We start from the raw sequence: 20926 nt of genomic DNA, 5'->3' as shown, positions 1-20926 counted from the left end.
AATTAAAGAACAATTTTTGGAAATTCCTTCTTATTTCTCGGAGTTAAACGCTTCTGTCCCGATCTCTTTTTTCATTCATGTTATAGTAAACAAAAGTAGTGACGAATTTGTTAGAAATGAGATGAAATCTATGAAGAACAAACGAACTGTTCCTTTTTATCAATATATTATTTCGCTCCTCTGTGTCGCATTTTTAGCTGGAGGAAGTAGTTATATTTATTTTGATCATCGTGTTAAAAAGATGAGTCAAGAAGGGGCAATTACCAATGCTGATTTAAGCAAAGTGCAGGATTTATATAATGAAATTAGTACCAATTATGTAGGTGAAGTAGATAAAAATGAATTAGTTGAAGGCGCCTTAAAAGGCATGTCTGAAGCCATTGGAGACCCATACTCAACTTATCTAAATGAATCTGCTGCCAATGATTTAAACGAAAGCTTATCTGGTGATTTTGAAGGAATTGGTGCCACTATGACAATGAAAGATGGCGAACCAGTTGTAGCAGAGGCCCCTGTAGCAGATTCCCCAGCTGAAAAAGCGGGAATCAAAGAAGGCGATATTATTGAAAAGGTTGATGGTACAGCTACAAAAGGGATGAAACTAGCAGAAGTCGTCTCAAAAGTCCGAGGTAAAAAAGGAACTTCCGTTGAATTGACTATCCAAAGAGAGGGAGAAACTAAAAATATCTCAATCAAACGTGGGAAAATTCCCGTTAAAACAGTGACTGGTGAGTTAGACAAAAAAGATGCACAAATTGGCTCGATTAAAATTACGTCCTTTGGTAAAAAAACATATCAAGAATTGAAAGAAACAATCACGAATTTACGAGACAAAGGAGCTAAATCCTTTGTAATTGATGTACGCCAAAATCCTGGTGGACTGCTAGATCAAGCAGAGCGAATGGCCAGTATGTTTTTAAAAAATGGCGAAACAATTGTTCAATTTGAAGACAAAAAAGGACGTACGATGAAAGAAGTTGCTTCCAAAGAATTAGACGACGGCTTTAAAGTAAAAGAACCTGTTGCAGTTATCATTGATGGCAATAGTGCCAGTGCATCCGAAATTTTTGCTGCAGCACTGCATGAATCTGCGAATGTCCCATTAATTGGAACGAAAACATTTGGCAAAGGAACGGTCCAAACGGTGAAGGATTTAAATGACCAAACCGAAATAAAATTGACTGTTTTAAAATGGTTAACACCAAAAGGCGAATGGATCAACGAAAAAGGAATTGAACCAACCATCAAAGCTGATTACCCAGAGTATGCCTATTTAAAATTGATTCCTCGCGATAAAACGCTAAAAGAAGGAGATCAATCTGAAGATATTCAGAACTTAAATGCTATTTTAGCTGTATTAGCGTATCCTGTTGATGAAAACAATGCAAACTACACCGCAGAAACAAAAGCAGCGGTTAGCGATCTTCAACAGAAAAATGGCTTGCCTGTAACTGGAGAAATCGACAATGAAACAGCCACAAAAATTGAAGCCACTTTAGGTAAATTAATTCTTGAAAATGACGCTGCCTACGATACAGCAGTCAAAGAAATTCAAAAAAATTAGAAAAAAGGTGGCACGAAGTTGAAGAAGAAACGTGATTATGTTGGGTATTTAATGTACTTTCTGAAAATTTTAGTACCAGCAATCGTAGCCGTTTTTATTTTAAGAGGATTTTTCCTGATTCCTGTTCGGGTGGATGGCCATTCTATGCAAAAAACCTTGAATCAAGGAGAGATGATTGTGATGGAAAAATTCTCCGCCATTAAACGGTTTGATGTGGTGGTCTTTAAAACAGACACAGGATCGATTCTGATTAAACGTGTGATTGGTTTACCAGGGGAAGCTGTGCGTTACGAAAACGATCAATTATATGTCAATAATCAGCCAATCGCTGAACCGTATTTAACTAAAAACAGAAAAAAAGATCATGAAACGATGCCTTACACTACGAATTTTGATTCAAAAGAATTGTTAATGCAAGAAAAGTTACCTAAAGATAGCTATTTTGTGCTTGGTGATAATCGCCGTATGTCCAAAGACAGCCGTTCTTTTGGTGCAATACATGCAGATCAAATCTTAGGGAAAGCACAATTTGTTTATTACCCACTCACTCATATGAAGATCATTCCTAAATAAGTAAGGCCACTAGTTCGTTTATTTAAATAACGACTAGTGGTCTTTTCTAATCTTAAAAATTGTTCTCTTAGCTGAAAAATGTTAAGGTTAAAGTAATGATAGATGTAGGAGGTCATGCAAATGATTAGAAAAACAATTTTAGCAAGTTCTATCTTAGGCGTTGGGTTGCTAATTGGTGCATGTGGGAATCAAACCCAAACCCAAACTCAAATGAATTCAACCAATACCAGTGAATCATCACAGCCTAAAGTAACTGAATCAAGTCGCAAGTCATCTGAAAGTGCGTCTAATAACGAAGGTGTATCAAGCGATTCTAATAAACCCACAAGTTCCACTACAGAATCAGAAATCTTAAAAGGTCTGGCGGAAGAAAAAACGCTAAAAGAAAAAATCCCGTCCTTAAATCAAACAACGATTAAGAAAGTCACTGATAATGAGTATAAACGCATTCTTGTGATGGAAGAAAAGGCTACAGGAACGACCTATAAAAGTATTTTGATAAAAAAACAAAATCGCTTAAAAATTGTCAACGAAACAACCGATGAATTGTTATACAATGGAACCCTATAAGAACGAAACCATTCAATAAACTCAAAAGTATAGCCATTGTTTTCAAAGAAAAATTTCTTTGGAAACAATGGTTTTTTTATTGACAAAAGAATTTCTAGGATATATAGTTAGTTACATAAGTAGTTAACCGTTTAAGCGAGGTGTAAAAATGGAATTTAATTTTTCGGGGGAAAAGCCTTTATTTCAGCAAGTAGCCGATCAGATTGCCGAAGGAATTTTTAATGGCGCTTACTTAGAAGGCGAACAAATTCCCTCAACCACAGAAATATCAAAAAGTTATCAAATCAATCCAGCCACCGTTTTAAAAGGAATGAATTTATTAGTAGAACGACAGCTGATTGAAAAGAAACGGGGGATTGGCATGTTTGTCTTACCAGGCGCTCAAGAGAGAGTAAGAAGTGCACGGAAAGAAGAATTTTTAAATAAAGAAGTCTTAGAAGTTGTCGCCGAAGCCAAAAAATTAGGGATCACAGCTGAACAATTAAAACAACTAATTGAAAGAGGGTATGACGCATGAGTTTGCGGGTGGAATCAGTAAGTAAAAAATATCATCAAAAACAAGCACTAGATAATATTTCAATTACTTTTGAAAAAGAAACGATTTATGGGCTCTTAGGCAGAAACGGGGCTGGTAAAAGTACGTTATTAAATATCATAAATAATCGAAGTTTTGCCACTTCAGGTTCCGTTAAATTGGCGGGAGAAACAGTGACCGATAATGAGGCTGCTTTGACTCATATTTACTTAATGAGTGAAGATAATTTGTTTCCTCCTCAGTTAAAAATTAAAGATATTTTTAAAACGACTGAAGGTTTTTATGGATCCTTTGACTGGTCTTTAGCCGAACAAATGTTAAGCGATTTTGATTTAGATGGTAAAAAGACATTCAAAAAATTATCAACTGGTTATCGGAGTATTGCTAAACTAATAGTGGCGCTATCCGTCCCCTGTGAGTATATTTTTTTAGATGAGCCAGTCTTAGGTTTAGACGCCAATCATCGGGAATTATTTTATACTTATTTAATTGAGACATACCAAGAACGTCCCCGTACGTTTGTGATTTCTACCCATTTGATTGAAGAAATTGCGAATTTATTAGAAGATATTATCATCATTGATCAAGGAAAATTGATTCGCGCAGAATCTATTGAAACAATTTTGAAAAACGGTCGCATTGTTTCTGGGCCGAAAGAACAAGTAGAGCGCTATACTCAGTCATTGGAAATCTTAGGCATGGACACTTTAGGTGGAGCAGTTACGGCTTACGTGTACGGCGACTTGCCGACTGAAAAAGCAGAGGTTCAAATTGCGCCGCTAAATTTACAAACATATTTTGTGCAATTAACCAATAGAAAGAAGGAAAAGTAAAATGAAATTTAAAACAGCTTTGCAGTATCGTGTTATTTATCAAGTCCGTTCTTTAGCAATTTATTTTGGCTTTTATGCTTTGTTCGGCATTCTTTTTCCTCTTATTGGCTTGCTCTTTTCTAACGACGTAAATACTGTCAGCTCTGATGCAGTAATTCCTTGTCTGGTTTTTATGGGGATACTATCATTTTTAGGGGTAAACACAGATTTTAAACTGTTTATTCAAAACGGGCTTTCCCGCTGGACAATTTTTTTGGTGAATTTTGTAAGTAATGCTATTTTATCTTTGGTTGGATCCTTGGCTGTACTTGTACTGATTAAAGTATTTAGCGGCAATTTCATTTCTCATTTTCAATTATCAATGAAATTAATTGATGTCTATGCGCAAGGAGACTTTTTCATGTCGTGGTTGCTCTTTTTTATCTTACTAATGCTTAGTGGCTCACTTGGCTTGTTAGCAGGTGTCTTTAATGATCGGATAGATGGCGTAAAAAAACTCATTGTTTTATTGCTGTTATTAATGATTCCTATTTTACTGGGCACGATTGCACAATTAGGGGGGGCACCAATGCGCCTGAGAATGCTCCATGTCTTGCAAGCAATGGTTGGTTATCAATCCACTGGTTTTACTGTCCTGCCACTTCTTCTGACAATCAGTTGCTTTGTTGGCATTAATCTTGGTTTGGCCTATTTATTGAATAAACATCGTGAAATTAAACGCGTAAATGCATAACTAATTAAATTAAAACAGATCGAGATTAATAATGAATACACTTTCTCTCAATTTAACTAAAGCATATTCTTATATAAAAAGAAGGCAATAGGCGTATACTAAAAGTGTGAAAAATGAAACAAATGAGAGGAAGTTGGTTTATGAAAGCTGTTGTGATTAATCAGTACGGAAGTAAAGAGGTACTTGAAGAAGCAGAAGTAACACTGCCAGAATTATCGGAACATCAAGTGTTGGTAAAAGAATACGCGACATCAATTAATCCGATTGATTGGAAATTGCGTGAAGGATATTTAAAACAGATGTTTGATTGGTCCTTTCCGATTATTCTTGGTTGGGATGTCGCTGGTGTGATTACAGAGGTGGGGAGTCAAGTAACGGATTGGCAAGTTGGCGATAAAGTTTTTGCTCGTCCTGAAACTACTCGTTTTGGCACCTATGCAGAAGTAACGATTGTGGATGATCATTTATTAGCAAAAATCCCTGAAACAATTAGCTTTGAAGAAGCGGCTGCCGTTCCGTTGGCTGGTTTAACCGCTTGGCAAGCATTGTTTGATCATGGTCACCTTAAAGAAGGAGAAACTGTTTTAATTCATGCTGGTGCAGGTGGGGTCGGTACTTATGCGATTCAACTAGCAAAAGAAGCGGGCGCACATGTCATCACGACCGCTAGCGCAAAAAATCATGCCTTACTGAAAAAAATTGGTGCAGATGAAGTGATTGATTATCATACAACGAATTTTGCAGAGGTATTAACTGATGTTGATTTGGTCTTTGATACAATGGGTGGTGAGGTTCAAAAAAATAGTTTTGACGTCTTAAAACCAAACACCGGTCGTCTTGTTTCAATTGTGGGCATTGAAGATAAACAATTGGCAGCCGAAAAAAATATTTCTGCTGAAAGTATTTGGCTTCAACCAAATGGAGAACAATTACAAAAAATTGCTGATTTGATGGCAGCTGGAAAAGTGAAATCAATTATTGGTGAAGTTTTCCCTTTTTCTAGACAAGGGATTTATGATGCACATGCACTCAGTGAAACGCACCATGCAGTTGGTAAAATAGTTGTTCAAATGGCAGAATAAAAAGAAGCTCAGACAGTGAATTATCTTAAAATAGAAAAAGTGGGTCCTAAGTCATTTCGACTTAGGACCCACTTTTTTGTTAAGAGGACAGATGTGCCAACCAAGTTTGTGTTTCCTTAATTTCTTGATAAGTTAATTGATGACTTTGTGTCCAAACCTCTTGTACGGTTGCTCCATGATTCTGAAATAATTGAATCACACGCATACTTTCAGGAAGTGGAACAATCGGGTCATGCTCTCCTAGAGATAATAAAACAGAAGTGTCGGTCAAGTCTGGTTGATTGGTCAATTCAACAGGAAACATGGGATGATAGAGGACAGCTTGATGGTAACTATCGGGATGAGTAAGCAATAATTGAATAGCGATATTGGCCCCATTTGAATAGCCAATAAAAATAATTTTATCCAATGAAAATTGATGCTCGTTAGCGGCTTGTTGAATAAACTTATGAAGCGCCTCGCCGCGTTTTTCTAGATCTTCTAAGTCATAATGACCTTCCGCTAGGCGCTTAAAATAACGATTCATTCCATTTTCTGAAACATCACCACGAATACTTAGCACAGTAGCTTGTTTATTTAGTTCTTGGGCAATTGGTAGGAGAGATGTTTCATCACCACCTGTACCGTGAAGTAGCACAAAGACAGGTGCTTCAGGATGTCCTTTTTTAAAAATTGAATGCATGTTTTTTCCTCCTTAGGCTCGTTTTGTATTGAACGGCTTGATAACACTCTCAATATACTCACGACGGTTTTCTAAAAATGGCGCAAGAGATAACTTTTCTCCTAATGTTTCGTAAGGTTCGTCCCCCATAAATCCTGGTTCATCGGTGGCTAATTCGACTAAAATATGTCCAATGCGAACATACAATGATTCAAAGTAATAACGATCGACATAGCCAGAGTTTTGTAAGCCTAAATGATCAAAGAGCGCTTGCCAAGTCCCAAGTGATTTACGATCCGCTAAGCGGAATGCAACGTGATGTACTTCACCATATCCTTGTTGTGCTTGTGAGCTAGTATCATCGTCTACCAAAACGACTTGGGCACCATTGCCACCTTGGCCAACTTCAAGTAAATAGCGATTGCCTTCTTGTGCCACTACGTGAAAGCCTAGAATTTCTTCAAAGACTTCTTTGAATTCATGAAAATAGGAAATAGCTATTTCGACAGGTCCTAAGCCATAAATCGCAAATTCTGTAGGGACAGGTCCTTTTTTCCAAGGGGTGCCCGCTGCAACACCCTGATTTAATTCATCAGAGATTAATTGATACGCTTGATCATCAAAATCCCAGAAGCGAAGGACTTTTTTACCAAATTCTTCAGAAATACCTGTGTGTTTGACAGCAAATTCATTGAAGCGATTTTCATAATAGGTCAAAGCTGCATCTGAAGGAACCCGGAACCCTGTTCTTGAAATTGTATTGGTTCCTTTTAATCCTTTAGGGTTATTGGGAAAATCGAAAAAGGTCATGGTTGTACCTGGTGTACCCAAATCATCGGCAAAATAGGTATGGTAAGTATAGATATCATCTTGATTCACTGTTTTTTTGACTAAACGCATCCCTAAAACGTCTGTAAAGAAGTGATAGTTTTTTTCTGCATCACTTGTCATAGCTGTAACGTGGTGGATTCCTAATAATTGATCTTCTTTTTTCATCATTATTTCCTCATTTCGTTTCATTTGTTATTTTTCGTAAAGTTTTTTGAAGAAGTGTTAATTCTTCGGAAGAGAGTTGTTCAAATGCTTCTGCAATTCGCTTTGCATGCGTCGGGAAAATTTCTTCAATTAATGTTTTTCCAGCTTCTGTTAATTCAACGTAAGTAATGCGTCGGTCTTTTTCACTGGGGGTGCGCGTTACATAGCCTTTTTTATGTAATTGGTCAATAACATAAGTGGTGCTACTGCTAGCGATTAAAATTTTCTCCTTAATTTTTTGGATGGTCTGAGGACCTTTATGGAGTAACAGCTCTAATACTGAAAATTCTGTAATGTTTAAGTCATAACAAGTAACATCTTGCTTGGCAAGTTGCTCTAGTCGATGGCTGGTTCTTAATAAACCGATATAGGCTTTTAAAGCTTCTTGCTGTTGGTTCATTGTTTCACCTCTTTTTATTTCGAATTCGAGATAAATATAACTTACTTTTGGTAAGTAATCAATTAATATGCTTAAAAAGACAGCCAGCAAAAAAATGTGAATTTTTGCTGGCTGTCTTTTTTGTTTAATTTAGAAGATCGTTGGAACTAAGCCGCCATCGATTCTTAAGGCTTCTCCTGAGAAAGAAGAAGAATCCGGGCTGGCCACAAAGGTAACAAAACGACCAATTTCTTCTGGTCGAATGAGCCGTTGGATTTGTGAACGAGAACGATGATTTTTCATGAAATCTTTTTCCCAATCCTCTTTGGGAATGTCTGAATCAGCGTACATATCTTCCAACATTTTTTCTACACCTTCGGTAAGGGTTGAGCCAGGCATAACCGTGTTAACGGTGACATGTGTGCCGACAGTTAAGTTGGATAAACTTTTAGCTAAGGAAAGATTCATCGTTTTTGTCATGCTATATTGGGGCATTTCGCCAGAAGGCATCACCGCTTCTTCGCTAGCAATGAAAATAATGCGACCAAAATCTTGTGCAAGCATTTTAGGTAGATAAGCTTTTGCTAATGCATTGCCTGACAACACGTTCACAGTAAAAAATTTTTCCCAAGTGGCGTCATCGATGTCCCAGTATTCCATTGGTTCAAAAATCCCCATATTGTTCACTAAAATGTCGACTTTAGGGAATTTTTCAAGTAAAGTAGTTCGTTGACTTTCAATGGAAATATCGGCAGTTCCTGCTTGAGGATGAGTGTCTGGAAACATTGTTTGTATTTCTTCAACAACTTTGATTACTTCGGCTTCATTGCGCCCATTGATAATGACATCGGTCCCTTCACGAGCCATTTCAATCGCAATTGCTTTGCCAATTCCTTTGGTTGAACCAGTAATTAATGCTAATTTATTCGTTAAGTGTAAATCCATTTAAATCCCTCCAACGTTTGTCTATCTCTAGTGTAGGTCTTTTTCTGGACTTTTAAAAGGAAAAAGTTTTTTCGGCCCGCGAGAAACAAGCCCCAATAATTACTTAACAGCTGAGTTTTCACTTTTTGGGCGTAAAACGAGTAATTATTGTCAGTAAAAAAGCGTCGCTTTTTTGATAGAATAACTAGAGACGAAATTGGCAAAGACCAATTTTGTAAAATTGTACATAAAAAAGAAGAGTGGGAATGCTATGAAGAAACAATATTACTGGAATATACCCGATAACTTATTAAACTCGTTAAAACAGCGGAAAAAGTTATACAGCTTTTATAAAAATGAACAAAATAAGGCAAGAGAATTAGTAGAGAATTGTCAGTCGGTTCTTTTTCCTGAATTAGTCGCTTCGCTGAATAAAATAGATGAGCGGATTAAATTATTGATATTCTATCAAAATTTAGAAGATTGTGAGCTTTCAGAAGAAGAAATTATTACTGTGATTGAGCGAGAATATTTTGTGACTTTTTATGAAACAATTGAAGAACCGACCACTGAAATTATTAGTAGTCATTCTATGTATTATTTATTGCAACAGCCGACTAAAGAAATGCTTTGGGATTTAGACTTTAGTAACATGTTAAAACAAGGTCAGTTAGTTGATTTAATGGATTATCAAAAATTGACCAAATGTTATCAAAAGCTGCAGAATCAAGCTAAAAATTTGATTGAAAAATTAAATAAAGAAACATTTTACACATTCTATAGTCAACTTTTATTGATTGACTGCCAATGCAAATTATTAATAGAAGAGGCGCTTCTGAAAGAAGAATCATTGATGACGGTCGATGAATGCTTAATAGCCATTAAGCAAGAAATTCGAAAAATTCATTTTGAACAATTTAAATACCAACATTATTTATTCGAAGATTTATCTTTGCGGTACCAAGTTTAACAAAAGTGACAAAAAGAATGGTTGAATCTAACAAGAATGTTCGTTGTTTTCTGTTATATAAAAAGATATGATAGTTTCTGTAGAAAAAATAAAGGAGACGATTCATGAACGCAAATCGCTTAAAGTTGTTGATGATGGGGTTAATGGTTCTTGACCATATTAGTTATTTTGTTCCGCCAGAATGGGCACTGATTTTTCATGTAATTACTCGTTGTGTCGGTGTGTTTTTTGGTTACATGGCTGTAGAAGGGTTCAACTATACACGGAATGTTTATCGCTACAATGGTCGTTTGTATATTTGGGCAGCAATCATGTTTGTTGGAAATACGCTTCTAAATCATTTAGTGAATAATCCAGCTGTTGCTGTTCACAACAATATTTTCTTCACCTTAGCCCTTGGTGTCAGTATGTTAATTGTGACAAAAGCGATGCTAGAGATGCCAAAAATCAGTTTAAAAATTGTTTTATTGATTAGTATATTAGCAATTTTAGGAATAGGAGCAATGTTTGCTGAAGGTGGCATTGTGATGTTACCTTTTATGTTGATTACGTATTTAGCCAGAAAGAGACTTGTCTTACGGAACTGTTTATATGGTGCATTAGCGCTCTTTTTCTTAGTTACAAGTTTTCAATGGTTGGGAGATTGGCCAACGACAATTGAAATGTTAGCTTATAATTCTGATTTTATGTTTATCACTGTGTTACCATTTATATCGCTTTACAATGGTGAGAGAGGAAGCAAAGCACCATTTTTCAAATATTTATTTTACGGATTCTATCCGCTTCATTTATGGCTGATTGCATTGATAGCCAATTACGTTCATTAAACCTTTTTATATTAAAAAAATAAAAACAGCGACTCACAAAAATGTGAGTCGCTGTTTTTTTAGATGGGTAAGATACTGATTCCTAAAAGAAGAGTGACAAGTAGAAAAACAAAAAGCACAATTCGCTTATCATGAACCAGTAAGGCAATGTATTCTCGGATTAGAGCAGTTGGTAAAAAATATAAGGCAGTTGGCGCCCCGACACCTTCAGCTTTTAAGCCGACACGATGGGCATACATAGCTCCTCGTAAGACATGATAGTTATTTGTTGAAAAAATAACAGAGGGTTGTTTAGAATCAGACGGCATCTTTTGCCAATCTGCCTGAATTATTGCTTTAGAAAACAACATATTTTCATAAGTGGTTGTGGATTGGTCCTCCATCAAAATTGCTTCTGCAGGAATATTTTGTGAAAGCAAATATTTTTTCATTGCGAAAGCTTCGGCCACAGGTTCGTCAGGACCTTGACCACCGCTGACTACAAATTTAGCGGTGGGATTTTTTTCATAATATTCAATCCCTTTATCTAACCGACTCTTCAAAAGTGGAGGTACTTCCTCGCTACGAATTCCCGAACCTAAAACAATGATATAATCAACCGCTTTTTTTAAAGGAATCATTTGGTACATCCATGAATACAAGACGTAAGCAGCAAATAGAAAGGTCAGCAAAAGATCCATTAACAATAGAAAAAGTAAGAGCAGAAAAAGCACATAAGGTATTTGCGCTGTGCCAACTGATAATAAATATAGAAAGGCGGGTAAAGCAATTAATAAGTTCAGTCCTAGGCCAGCAGACAATTTAGCCGTGACACTTTTGCCTTCTTTCGTTTGCATCGTACGTGAGTTAAAAATAAAGTAAAGGCAAATGCCGATAAACACAGAGGGAATTAATAGATAAGCAATTGCCAAAGTAATTAGGTCGCCATTCTTAAAATGTAAATAAATTTTGTCTAGTCCGATAAATAGTAAGGTGACTAATGACAATAAGGTGCCAGAAGCCAGAGTGATACCGCCGAGGATACTGCGGTTATTAATTTTTAATATACCAAATCCTAGTAGGGCGATAAACAAAAAGAATAGTAGTAGTGCCATTTAATTCCTCCTAAAAATAAGTATCTAAAGTATAACATGGTTTAGAATCTGACATAAATAAACAGCTGTGCCGAAGCATAAGTTTTCCTTTCATTCTTAGAAAAGAAGTTTTTTCATGAAAAGCAAATTAGATAACAATTGTTTAGAGAAAGAAAAGCTTGATTTACTAAGCTTTTCCTTCTCTATAAAAAATATTAATAAGGACATAAAAATTAACAATTTGTATGCGCTTACATACTAAGGTAGATTTAAAGTGTAAAGAAGAAAAAATGAGGTGAGAAAATGATCACTGTTTCAATTGCAGGAGGTTCACAACCAGAGATTTTACAGTTAGTTAAAAAAGCACTAAAAGAAGCCGAGCAACCGTTGCAGTTTATTGTATTTGATACAAACGAAAATCTTGATACTGAAAATCTCTGGAAATATGTTCATTGCTCAGATGAGGCCGCGGTAGCACAGGAAGCTGTCAGTTTAGTTGCAACTGGTCAAGCACAAATTTTATTGAAAGGAATTATTCAGACCCACACATTACTAAAAGAAATGTTGAAAAGTGAGCATCAATTAAAAAATAAACCGATTCTTTCCCATGTAGCAATGGTGGAGCTGCCTGCGGGGAAAACCTTCTTGTTAACCGATTGTGCGATGAATATCGCCCCCACTCAAGCGACCCTCATTGAAATTGTTGAAAATGCTAAAGAAGTCGCCCAAAAATTGGGACTGCATCACCCGAAAATTGCTTTGTTAAGCGCAGCGGAAAATTTCAATCCTAAAATGCCTTCGTCTGTTTTAGCAAAAGAAGTCACGGCACATTTTAATAATCAACAAGAGGCTACGGTTTTTGGTCCACTTTCGCTTGATTTAGCGACCTCTGAAGAAGCGGTTGCGCATAAACGTTACAGCGGTCCTATCATGGGGGATGCAGATATTTTAGTGGTTCCAACTATTGATGTTGGAAATTGTTTATACAAATCATTAACCTTGTTTGGGCACGCCAAGGTGGGAGGAACGATTGTTGGCACAAAAGTCCCAGTCGTTTTAACATCTAGAAGCGATTCGACAGAAAGCAAATTCCATTCATTAAGATTTGCCATGAGACAAGTTTAAAAAAAGGAGCAGAAAACAATGGAAACAGTATTGGTTATTAATCCTGGCTCGACCTCCACTAAGTTAGCGCTTTTTGCTAATCATGATTGCTTGGCGGAAGAAACGCTTAGACATAGCGTCCAAGAATTGGCACCTTTTGAAAATGTTGTCAGTCAAACATCATTTCGAAAACAAATGATCGCGGAATTTTTAGAAACACATAACATCACACAATTAGCCGCTGTCGTAGGGCGTGGTGGTTTGCTTAAGCCTATTCCTGGCGGTACGTATCTTGTCGATCAACAAATGCTAGAAGACTTGCAGACAGAACGCTTTAATACCCATGCTTCAAATTTAGGGGCGATTTTAGCCAATGAGTTTGCAGAAAAATATCACGTGCCAGCCTTTATTGTCGATCCTGTTGTTGTAGATGAGCTACAGCCATTAGCCAGGATTTCCGGATTAAAAGGCATTCACCGGCGTAGCGTTGGTCACGCCTTAAATCAAAAAGCGGTCGCTCGAAAAATCGCTGAGGATTTAGGGAAAACATATGAGCAAAGCAATTTTATCGTTGTTCATTTAGGTGGGGGCATTAGCTTGGGGGCGCATCAAAAAGGCCGCATGGTGGATGTGGTAAATGGGCTTGATGGTGAAGGTCCTTATACGCCTGAACGCAGTGGCGCCTTACCGCTCGTTGAATTTGCGCAATGGATACTTGAACAGGAGTTAACGATTAGCCAAGTGAAAAAGCTAATTGCGGGTAATAGCGGCCTTAAATCATACCTAGGTGAAACAGATTTACGGCATATCCAAGCACAAATAGCTGCAGGTGATCAAACAGCAAATTACTATTTAAAAGGAATGTGTTACCAAATCGCAAAAAGTATTGGCGAGATGGCCGTGGTTCTTGAAGGCGCAATTGATGCAATTATTTTAACAGGGGGCGCAGCCTATTCGCAAACCGTTGTTCAAGAAATTACTCAAAAAGTCACTTGGATTGCACCAATTAAGGTTTACCCAGGTGAAATGGAGATGGCTGCTTTATATGAAGGCGTCAATCGAGTATTAACAGGGGAAGAACAAGCTTTAAATTATAGTGAAGCAAAAATTGAGCAGGAGTGATCAAAATGGCGGAACAAACAGATTTACTGATTTTAGGTGGCGGAACAGGAGGCTATGTAGCAGCAATTCGAGCCGCACAAAAAGGGCTAAACGTCACAATTGTTGAAAAATACAAATTAGGTGGCACTTGTTTGCACAAAGGCTGTATCCCTACAAAAGCTTTATTAAGAAGCGCAGAGGTTTTTGATACCTTAAAACAAGCGGCTTCTTTTGGGATTGAAACAGAGGCAGCGTCCATTGATTTTTCTAAAATACAACAACGAAAAAAAGGAATTATTGAGCAGTTACACAAAGGTGTTGAAGGCTTATGCAAGAAAAATAAAATCAAAATTTTAGCAGGCGAAGGTGCGATTTTAGGTCCCTCTATTTTTTCACCAGTCTCTGGCGCAGTGGCAGTTACGTTTAATGATCCAACACGGGAAGAAGAAATTATCGTTCCTAAAAATGTCATTATTGCGACAGGCTCTAGTCCTAAAACGTTACCTAATTTGCCACTGGATGAAGAATTTATCTTATCTTCTGATGGGATGCTTGAATTAGAAGAATTACCAGAATCAATTGCAATTATTGGTGGTGGCGTTATTGGTGTCGAGTGGGCTTCTTTATTAAATAGTTTAGGTGTCAACGTAACTATCATTGAATTTTTGGATCGTTTACTTATAAATGAGAGTGCAACAATTTCTAAAGAATTAAAGAAACGTTTAGAGCAACGAGGAATCAACATTTTATTAGGTAGCAAAGTCCAAGAAGCGAAAGTTACTGGACAAAAGGTTCAAGTAGAAGTTGCAGGACAAGAAACCCTCACCGTTGACAAAGTCATGGTAGCAATTGGGCGTCAGCCCAATATCAATAAGTTAGGGTTACAGAATACCTCAGTGAAATATACTGACAAAGGCATTGAAGTAAATGAATTTTATCAAACCACAGAAGGACATATTTATGCGATTGGCGATTGTATCGATACACTTCAACTAGCGCATGTGGCTATGAAAGAAGGAGAGCTAGCTGTTCAGCATCTTTTAGGCGAGACAGTTGAACCTTTAAATTATACAAACGTGCCTCGAGGTGTTTATACAAATCCTGAAATAGCAAGTGTCGGCTATACTAGAGAAACTTTACCAGCAGATAAAGAAGTAGTGATTGGCACCTTTAATTTTAATGGTAATGGTAAATCCCTTGTTTATGGAGAAACAGATGGCTTTATAGAAGTAATTCGTGATAAGAATACCGATGATTTATTAGGGGTTTCTATGATTGGCCCACATGTCACGGATTTAATTGCCGAAGCAAGTACTGCCATGTATTTAGATGCTGCGCCCATTGAAATTGGCGAAGCAATCCATGCGCATCCAACAATGACAGAAGTATTGCAAGAAGCAGCCTTAGATACTTATGGCTTAGCGATTCACAAATAGAGAAAGGTTGATGAAAATGAAAGCGCTTAAAAAATCAGGTTTATCAAAAGAAGAATTGATTCAGGCATATCGTGAAGTACTAAGAGGACGTCGTTTAGACGAACGGTTGTGGCAATTAACAAGGATTGGTAAGACCTCTTTCAATATTTCTGGTCAAGGGGCAGAAGTTGCACAAGTAGCGATGGCGATGGCTTTTGATCCTCAAAAAGATTATTTTTTACCGTATTATCGTGATATGACCGCGTGCTTGGTTTGGGGCATGACCTCCAAAGATATTTTAATGGGTTGTTTTGGAAAAGAAGCGGATTCTTCTTCCCATGGTCGTCAAATGCCGAATCATTATGGTTCAAAAGAGCATAATATTGTTTCCTTCTCTTCAACAGTAAGTACACAAATGCCATTAGCGACAGGTGTTGGTTATGCAGCGCAACTTCAAAAAGCTGATTTTGTTGCATTGACCACCACTGGGGAAGGCTCTGCCAATCAAGGAGAAGTCCAAGAAGCTATGAACTTTGCAGGCGTAAAAAAATTACCAGTCATTTTTGTTGTTGAAAATAATGAATATGCGATTTCTGTCCCAATTGAAGAACAGTATGCCAATAAACGAATGGCCGATCGCGCGAAAGCTTATGGCTTTGAAGGTGTAACCGTTGATGGTAGTGATTTTACTGAAGTCTATCTAGCATTTAAAGAAGCAGTAAAAGCGGCTCGCGGGAAAAAAGGACCAAAATTGATTGAATTAATGGTTTCTCGCTTGACTTCTCATTCCGCTGACGATGATCAATCTGTTTATCGTTCAAAAGAAGAAATTGAAGAAATGAAAAAGAACGATGCAGTGAAGCTTTTTGAAAAACAATTATTAGAAGAGGGCTATTTAACAGACGAAGACATTGCCAAAATTGATGAAGAAATTCGTGCAGAAATCAATCAAGCAACGGATGAAGCAGAAGCAATGCCAGATCCTGTACCGACATCAATTTTAGAAGAAGTGTATGCAAAATAAGAGAAGAGGAGAAGAAATATAATGGCTGAGATGACTTATTTAGAAGCAATTAACTTAGGAATTTCTGAAGAAATGGCTCGTGATGAAAAAGTAGTTATTTTTGGGGAAGATGTCGGCGGGGACAAAGGCGGCGTGTTCGGTGTAACAAAGGGCTTGGCTGCTAAATACGGTGACGAGCGTTGTTTTAATACACCGTTAACAGAAGGTTTAATTGGTGGTTTAGCTGTCGGCTTAGGTTTAATGGGCTATCGCGCAATTGGTGAATTTCAATTTGCGGATTACATTTTGCCTGCAACCAATCAATTGTTATCAGAGGCTCGGACAATGCGCTATAGAACAAAAGGCGATTGGACTGCGCCAATCGTTTATCGGACACCTTATGGCGGCGGTGTTCGTGGTGGGCTGTATCATTCTCAGTCTACAGAAAAAGTTTTTTGTGGACAACCAGGATTAAGAGTGGTGACCCCCTCTAATCCTTATGATGCAAAAGGGATGATTAAAGCAGCGATTCGTTCCGATGATCCAGTCATTTTTTACGAACATAAGCGTTTATATCGTTTACTAAAAGATGAAGTGCCTGCAGATGATTATATCGTACCAATTGACAAAGCGAATGTCGTTAGAACGGGTAGTGATTTAACCGTGATTAGTTATGGCATGACCTTGCAATTAGCTTTAGCTGCGGCGGAAAAACTAGCCGCTGAAGGAATTGATGCCGAAATCGTCGATGTTCGCTCATTATATCCTTTAGATCGCGAAACATTAGTAGCTGCAGCTAAGAAAACAGGGAAGGTCTTACTCGTAACAGAAGACAATAAAGAAGGCAGCGTGATGAGTGAAATTGCGGCAATGATTTCAGAAGATGCTCTCTTTGATTTAGATGCACCGATCCAAAGACTTGCAGGACCTGATTGTCCAAGCATGCCTTATGCATTACCTTTAGAAAGAGAATTTTTAATCAATGAAGAGCAAGTATTAGCAGCAATGAAGGAATTAGCAGAATTTTAATTGAAGCAAGGAGGAAAAAATATATGGCTACAAAAGAAATCAAAATGCCTCATCTAGGCGAAAGTGTCACAGAGGCAGCCATTGTCCAATGGTTAGTTAAACCAGGAGAGTCAGTGAAACGCTATGATCCCTTAATGGAAGTCGTTTCTGATAAAGTCACCACGGAAGTCCCATCAGATTTTGATGGTGTAGTAAAAGAATTTCTGATTTCTCTAGATACAGATGTGCCCATCGGAACAGCGGTGATGACGTTAGAGACAGAAGAAACAACCGAAAAAACAGAAGAAGCTACTTTAGCACCAGTGAAAGAAGCAAGTGCGGAACAAGCGCAAGAACATGAAACGGCTGAAACAACAAGCACTGCGACGTCCCATCAAAAAAATAATGGTCGTTATTCCCCAGCAGTCCTTAAAATTGCCCAAGAAAAAAAGATTGATTTAACACAAGTTACAGGGACAGGTCGTGATGGTCGAATTACTAGAAAAGATGTTACAAACTTTACACCAACACAGGCAAGAACACCTGAGAAAACAGTGAGTCCAGGAACTAGCCCTTCAATTCCAGAGGAGCCAGTTGCTTCGCAAAATGAAAGCGCCGCAATAGCTAGTCCAACTGAAACAACCACAGATAAAATTGTCTCTGCAGATCCTGTACGTAAAGCAATTGCTAAAAAAATGGTCCAAAGTGTCAACGAAATCCCTCACGCTTGGTTAATGGTGGAAGCGGATGTGACCAACTTAGTCCAACTTAGAAATTCATTAAAAGATGAATTTAAACAACAAGAAGGCCTGTCTCTAAGCTTCTTCCCATTTTTTGCCAAAGCAGTCATTCAAGCGTTAAAGAAAAATCCAAAAATCAATACATCTTGGGATGATGGCTCAATTATTTATCATAAAGATGTTAATTTATCCATAGCTGTAACGACAGACGAGCATCTTTATGTGCCAGTGATTCAACAAGCGGATAACTATTCGATTGCAGGGCTAGCTAAAGAAATCAATCGCTTGGCACAAGAAGTCCGACAAGGAACGCTAGCAAGCAAGGAAATGCAAGGAGGGACCTTTACTCTTAATAATACTGGAACACTAGGTTCAGTCCAATCGATGGGAATTATTAACCATCCACAAGCTGCGATATTACAAGTAGAGTCAATTAATAAACGCCTTGTGCCAACCGCAGATGGAGGCTTTAAAGTGGCAGATATGGTTAATTTATGTCTTTCTATTGATCATCGAATTTTAGATGGACAACAAGCAGGTAAGTTCTTTCGAGATGTTAAAGATAATTTAGCGAAATATAATGCGGATACGGATGTATATTAAAAATCGTTCCTTGCTTTAGTTAAATAAAAAGCGCCTCAAAGAAATAAGCGCTCTTCTTTGAGGCCGCTCTTTATCTAACAGAAAGTTCAATCATTCTCAAACTTGTTTAAAAAAAACAAAAATAATCAATAGGAGTGTTGAAAATGCCCACTGATAAACTGGATGCTCAATTAACCCCAAGAATATTTTTTAACAAAGTGTTAGCTGGAACAGCTTCCGGCACCATTATCGCCTTAATTCCCAATGCTGTATTAGGAGCCATTTTAAAATATTTTGCAGAATACAAAATTATCGAAATGATTATTCATGCGGCGCAAATTTTCCAACTAGCCACCCCTTTAATTATCGGTGGACTGATTGCTTTTCAATTTGGCTTAACGCCACAGAAAATGATGATTGCTGGCGGTGCAGCGTTTGCTGGCTCTGGCGTGATTAAATTTAATTCAGAAGTGAAAGGCTTTATTGGTGCAGGCACTGGTGACATCATTAATATTATGATTACCGCTTCTGTTGCAGTCTTACTTTTATTAGTCATCGATAAAAAATTCGGTTCAGTGGAAATCATTGCTTTACCGATCGTTGTTGGAGTAGGTGCAGGTTTGTTTGGCATGTTGATTTACCCATATGTGACACAGATCACGGTCGCCATTGGTAAAGTGATTAACAATTTTACTGATTTCCAGCCAATTATCATGAGTATTTTAATTGCTTGTTCATTTGCTGCACTGATTATTTCGCCAATCACTACTGTGGCAATTGGTTTGGCGATTCAGTTGAATGGCTTGTCTGCAGGTGCTGCTGCAATGGGAATTGCAGCCACAACTGTTGTTCTTGTGATTAATTCTTGGAATGTCAACCAATCAGGAGTGACACTGGCTGTCTCTTTGGGCGGCATGAAAATGATGATGCCTAACTTATTTAAATACCCAATTATTTTAATTCCTTGTTTATTTACAGCGACTATTTCAGCAATTCCTGTGGTTCTATTCAACATTTCTGGAACCCCACAATCGGCTGGATTTGGCTTGGTTGGACTCGTGGGACCACTTGCTTCATTGGATGCGGGCTTAGGGATCTTACCCTTACTCTTTTCTTGGTTTGTTGTTCCAATTGTCGCGGGTTTATTCTCAAAATTCTTATTTGAAAAAGTGTTGAAACTTTATGATAGTAAAGTCGTCTTTGCTTATCAAGGCTAGATTATCCATTAATTTTCTTTAATGATTTGGATAAAATCTCTAACATCTTCTGTCATACTAAAATCGCGGCGCAAAGCAATGCCGATGGGGAAATAGTCAAACTTATCTTTTAAAGGAATCCATTTCAGTCCCTGACTTTTCCCCACTTCATAATATTCAATCGGCAGCAAACAAATCGAATTGTTTTTTTGTAAACTATAAAGAAGTACTTGTAAATCATCGTTATGCAAAATGATATTCGGCTCATAACCGAAGCTCCGAGTCCGATCTAATAGTAGGCGACCAATCATAAAATTATCACTTAATGATGAAAATCGTTGATCTTTCAAATCTTTAAAAGTTAATTTTTCATATTGGGAGAGAGGATTTGATTCTGGTACCACGACATAAACATGGTAGCCCTTGGTAGTCGTTTCTAAAGGTTCAATATGAATAATTTCAGGTAAGGTATTTGGGAAAGAAATTAGTCCCATATCAATTTCTTTATTTGCTAACATCGTTTGTAATTTTGGCGAGCCATCTTGCTGTAATATTAAATTCACATGTGGATGGGTTGTTAAAAATCGTGAAATTTCTTTCATAAATTGTACAGCAAATAAAGTAGTTAAGCCTAAACGTAATTGCTTTTTGACTGGTTTCTGGTTCATTTCACGAATATCTGTTACCAATTGATCGAATTGAAAAACAACTTCTTGGCCATGTTCATATAAATAAACACCAGTATCGGTTAATTGAAACGGTTGATCAGAATGATCAAACAACGCTGTGCCTAACTCAGATTCCATTTTTTTCAATGCTAAAGAAAGTGTTGGTTGGGTGACAAATAAATTGCGAGCGGCCGCCGATAAACTGCGGGTATTAACAATTTCAATGAAGTACTTTAAAAGCTGAATATTCATCAGAAACTCCCTTTCTTTTTAAAAGCGCTTACATAAATGCGCTTGGATAAAAAATAACAAATAGATCACTTATAATATAACATATATTTTGCCTTTTT

At 37.4% G+C, this 20926-nt stretch carries 21 protein-coding genes and 2 pseudogenes; 17 read left to right on the top strand and 6 right to left on the bottom strand.

The genetic code is table 11. From position 1 onward, the window contains the following. Positions 1-121: 121 nt before the first annotated feature. The 7 genes from IGK70_RS07495 to IGK70_RS07465 all read left to right on the top strand — a co-directional run bounded on the left by IGK70_RS07495 (position 122) and on the right by IGK70_RS07465 (position 5890). A complete protein-coding gene (locus tag IGK70_RS07495) occupies positions 122-1564 on the top strand; it encodes a S41 family peptidase (protein WP_002361887.1) in 1443 nt (480 codons plus the stop codon). Between the two features lie 18 nt (positions 1565-1582). Beyond that, on the top strand, positions 1583-2137 hold the full coding sequence (gene lepB, locus IGK70_RS07490; RefSeq protein ID WP_438775206.1) for a signal peptidase I: 555 nt from the start codon (positions 1583-1585) through the stop codon (positions 2135-2137). Between the two features lie 114 nt (positions 2138-2251). Continuing rightward, on the top strand, positions 2252-2707 hold the full coding sequence (locus IGK70_RS07485) for a hypothetical protein (protein ID WP_071981448.1): 456 nt from the start codon (positions 2252-2254) through the stop codon (positions 2705-2707). Positions 2708-2855: 148 nt separating this feature from the next. Beyond that, the gene (locus IGK70_RS07480; RefSeq protein ID WP_002357453.1) at positions 2856-3224 is read left to right on the top strand and encodes a GntR family transcriptional regulator; all 369 of its coding nucleotides are present in this window, start codon (positions 2856-2858) and stop codon (positions 3222-3224) included. Further along, the gene (locus IGK70_RS07475; protein WP_002366745.1) at positions 3221-4075 is read left to right on the top strand and encodes an ATP-binding cassette domain-containing protein; all 855 of its coding nucleotides are present in this window, start codon (positions 3221-3223) and stop codon (positions 4073-4075) included. The genes IGK70_RS07480 and IGK70_RS07475 overlap by 4 nt, the downstream gene beginning before the upstream one ends. Position 4076: 1 nt before the next feature. Continuing rightward, the gene (locus tag IGK70_RS07470) at positions 4077-4808 is read left to right on the top strand and encodes a hypothetical protein (RefSeq protein WP_002366744.1); all 732 of its coding nucleotides are present in this window, start codon (positions 4077-4079) and stop codon (positions 4806-4808) included. Between the two features lie 113 nt (positions 4809-4921). Beyond that, a complete protein-coding gene (locus IGK70_RS07465) occupies positions 4922-5890 on the top strand; it encodes an NADP-dependent oxidoreductase (protein ID WP_002398751.1) in 969 nt (322 codons plus the stop codon). Between the two features lie 79 nt (positions 5891-5969). Here the strand turns inward: IGK70_RS07465 and IGK70_RS07460 are convergent, their stop codons facing one another. The 4 genes from IGK70_RS07460 to IGK70_RS07445 all read right to left on the bottom strand — a co-directional run bounded on the left by IGK70_RS07460 (position 5970) and on the right by IGK70_RS07445 (position 8910). Further along, the gene (locus IGK70_RS07460; RefSeq protein WP_002361880.1) at positions 5970-6572 is read right to left on the bottom strand and encodes an alpha/beta hydrolase; all 603 of its coding nucleotides are present in this window, start codon (positions 6570-6572) and stop codon (positions 5970-5972) included. A 12-nt stretch (positions 6573-6584) separates the two neighbouring features. Further along, positions 6585-7547 (bottom strand): ring-cleaving dioxygenase, encoded by a 963-nt coding sequence (locus IGK70_RS07455; RefSeq protein WP_002381868.1) that lies wholly within the window; start codon positions 7545-7547, stop codon positions 6585-6587. A 10-nt stretch (positions 7548-7557) separates the two neighbouring features. Further along, positions 7558-7986 carry a MarR family winged helix-turn-helix transcriptional regulator gene (locus IGK70_RS07450; RefSeq protein WP_002366740.1) on the bottom strand — a complete coding sequence of 143 codons (429 nt, stop codon included), beginning with the start codon at positions 7984-7986 and terminating at the stop codon, positions 7558-7560. A gap of 129 nt (positions 7987-8115) precedes the next feature. Beyond that, positions 8116-8910: an SDR family NAD(P)-dependent oxidoreductase gene (locus IGK70_RS07445; RefSeq protein ID WP_002360217.1), complete on the bottom strand. Its 795-nt coding sequence runs from the start codon at positions 8908-8910 to the stop codon at positions 8116-8118. Positions 8911-9106: 196 nt separating this feature from the next. On the opposite strand from IGK70_RS07445, the gene IGK70_RS07440 reads away from it, so the two are divergent. Next, positions 9107-9859 (top strand): DUF7006 family protein, encoded by a 753-nt coding sequence (locus IGK70_RS07440; RefSeq protein WP_002398752.1) that lies wholly within the window; start codon positions 9107-9109, stop codon positions 9857-9859. A 104-nt stretch (positions 9860-9963) separates the two neighbouring features. Continuing rightward, positions 9964-10686 (top strand): TraX family protein, encoded by a 723-nt coding sequence (locus tag IGK70_RS07435; protein WP_002357468.1) that lies wholly within the window; start codon positions 9964-9966, stop codon positions 10684-10686. Positions 10687-10745: 59 nt separating this feature from the next. Here the strand turns inward: IGK70_RS07435 and IGK70_RS07430 are convergent, their stop codons facing one another. Continuing rightward, the gene (locus tag IGK70_RS07430; protein WP_002398753.1) at positions 10746-11780 is read right to left on the bottom strand and encodes a YdcF family protein; all 1035 of its coding nucleotides are present in this window, start codon (positions 11778-11780) and stop codon (positions 10746-10748) included. Between the two features lie 282 nt (positions 11781-12062). On the opposite strand from IGK70_RS07430, the gene ptb reads away from it, so the two are divergent. The 8 genes and pseudogenes from ptb (at position 12063) to IGK70_RS07390 (ending at position 19929) form a co-directional block, all read left to right on the top strand. Then, positions 12063-12884: a branched-chain phosphotransacylase gene (gene ptb, locus IGK70_RS07425; RefSeq protein WP_002364006.1), complete on the top strand. Its 822-nt coding sequence runs from the start codon at positions 12063-12065 to the stop codon at positions 12882-12884. 18 nt (positions 12885-12902) lie between these two features. After that, positions 12903-13985 carry a butyrate kinase gene (gene buk, locus IGK70_RS07420; RefSeq protein ID WP_002381869.1) on the top strand — a complete coding sequence of 361 codons (1083 nt, stop codon included), beginning with the start codon at positions 12903-12905 and terminating at the stop codon, positions 13983-13985. Between the two features lie 5 nt (positions 13986-13990). Further along, complete coding sequence (lpdA, locus tag IGK70_RS07415) at positions 13991-15400, top strand: dihydrolipoyl dehydrogenase (protein ID WP_002381870.1); 1410 nt, start codon at positions 13991-13993, stop codon at positions 15398-15400. A 10-nt stretch (positions 15401-15410) separates the two neighbouring features. Beyond that, positions 15411-16403, top strand: a complete 993-nt coding sequence (locus IGK70_RS07410; RefSeq protein WP_080488168.1) for a thiamine pyrophosphate-dependent dehydrogenase E1 component subunit alpha — start codon at positions 15411-15413, stop codon at positions 16401-16403. 21 nt (positions 16404-16424) lie between these two features. After that, entirely contained in the window at positions 16425-17411 is a 987-nt protein-coding gene (locus IGK70_RS07405) for an alpha-ketoacid dehydrogenase subunit beta (protein WP_002357475.1), read from the top strand. A 23-nt stretch (positions 17412-17434) separates the two neighbouring features. Continuing rightward, a pseudogene (locus IGK70_RS07400) lies at positions 17435-17605 on the top strand (biotin/lipoyl-containing protein); the annotation flags it as partial. A 195-nt stretch (positions 17606-17800) separates the two neighbouring features. Next, positions 17801-18733: pseudogene (locus tag IGK70_RS07395) on the top strand (dihydrolipoamide acetyltransferase family protein); the annotation flags it as partial. 143 nt (positions 18734-18876) lie between these two features. Continuing rightward, complete coding sequence (locus IGK70_RS07390) at positions 18877-19929, top strand: PTS sugar transporter subunit IIC (RefSeq protein WP_002384478.1); 1053 nt, start codon at positions 18877-18879, stop codon at positions 19927-19929. A gap of 8 nt (positions 19930-19937) precedes the next feature. Here IGK70_RS07390 and IGK70_RS07385 read toward each other — a convergent pair whose 3' ends face one another. Continuing rightward, entirely contained in the window at positions 19938-20828 is an 891-nt protein-coding gene (locus IGK70_RS07385) for a LysR family transcriptional regulator (protein WP_002357478.1), read from the bottom strand. Positions 20829-20926 lie beyond the last annotated feature (98 nt).

It is taken from the genome of Enterococcus sp. DIV0358 (assembly GCF_051713465.1).
GTDB lineage: Bacteria > Bacillota > Bacilli > Lactobacillales > Enterococcaceae > Enterococcus > Enterococcus faecalis.
This window is presented reverse-complemented; position numbering and strand designations above follow the sequence as displayed.

Coding starts and splice junctions, on each gene's coding strand:
- IGK70_RS07495 (WP_002361887.1), top strand. CDS start 122: ATGAAATCTATGAAGAACAAACGAACTGTTCCTTTTTATCAATATATT.
- IGK70_RS07485 (WP_071981448.1), top strand. CDS start 2,252: ATGCAAATGATTAGAAAAACAATTTTAGCAAGTTCTATCTTAGGCGTT.
- IGK70_RS07480 (WP_002357453.1), top strand. CDS start 2,856: ATGGAATTTAATTTTTCGGGGGAAAAGCCTTTATTTCAGCAAGTAGCC.
- IGK70_RS07475 (WP_002366745.1), top strand. CDS start 3,221: ATGAGTTTGCGGGTGGAATCAGTAAGTAAAAAATATCATCAAAAACAA.
- IGK70_RS07470 (WP_002366744.1), top strand. CDS start 4,077: ATGAAATTTAAAACAGCTTTGCAGTATCGTGTTATTTATCAAGTCCGT.
- IGK70_RS07465 (WP_002398751.1), top strand. CDS start 4,922: ATGAAACAAATGAGAGGAAGTTGGTTTATGAAAGCTGTTGTGATTAAT.
- IGK70_RS07460 (WP_002361880.1), bottom strand. CDS start 6,572: ATGCATTCAATTTTTAAAAAAGGACATCCTGAAGCACCTGTCTTTGTG.
- IGK70_RS07455 (WP_002381868.1), bottom strand. CDS start 7,547: ATGAAAAAAGAAGATCAATTATTAGGAATCCACCACGTTACAGCTATG.
- IGK70_RS07450 (WP_002366740.1), bottom strand. CDS start 7,986: ATGAACCAACAGCAAGAAGCTTTAAAAGCCTATATCGGTTTATTAAGA.
- IGK70_RS07445 (WP_002360217.1), bottom strand. CDS start 8,910: ATGGATTTACACTTAACGAATAAATTAGCATTAATTACTGGTTCAACC.
- IGK70_RS07435 (WP_002357468.1), top strand. CDS start 9,964: ATGAACGCAAATCGCTTAAAGTTGTTGATGATGGGGTTAATGGTTCTT.
- IGK70_RS07430 (WP_002398753.1), bottom strand. CDS start 11,780: ATGGCACTACTACTATTCTTTTTGTTTATCGCCCTACTAGGATTTGGT.
- ptb (WP_002364006.1), top strand. CDS start 12,063: ATGATCACTGTTTCAATTGCAGGAGGTTCACAACCAGAGATTTTACAG.
- buk (WP_002381869.1), top strand. CDS start 12,903: ATGGAAACAGTATTGGTTATTAATCCTGGCTCGACCTCCACTAAGTTA.
- lpdA (WP_002381870.1), top strand. CDS start 13,991: ATGGCGGAACAAACAGATTTACTGATTTTAGGTGGCGGAACAGGAGGC.
- IGK70_RS07410 (WP_080488168.1), top strand. CDS start 15,411: ATGAAAATGAAAGCGCTTAAAAAATCAGGTTTATCAAAAGAAGAATTG.
- IGK70_RS07405 (WP_002357475.1), top strand. CDS start 16,425: ATGGCTGAGATGACTTATTTAGAAGCAATTAACTTAGGAATTTCTGAA.
- IGK70_RS07390 (WP_002384478.1), top strand. CDS start 18,877: ATGCCCACTGATAAACTGGATGCTCAATTAACCCCAAGAATATTTTTT.
- IGK70_RS07385 (WP_002357478.1), bottom strand. CDS start 20,828: ATGAATATTCAGCTTTTAAAGTACTTCATTGAAATTGTTAATACCCGC.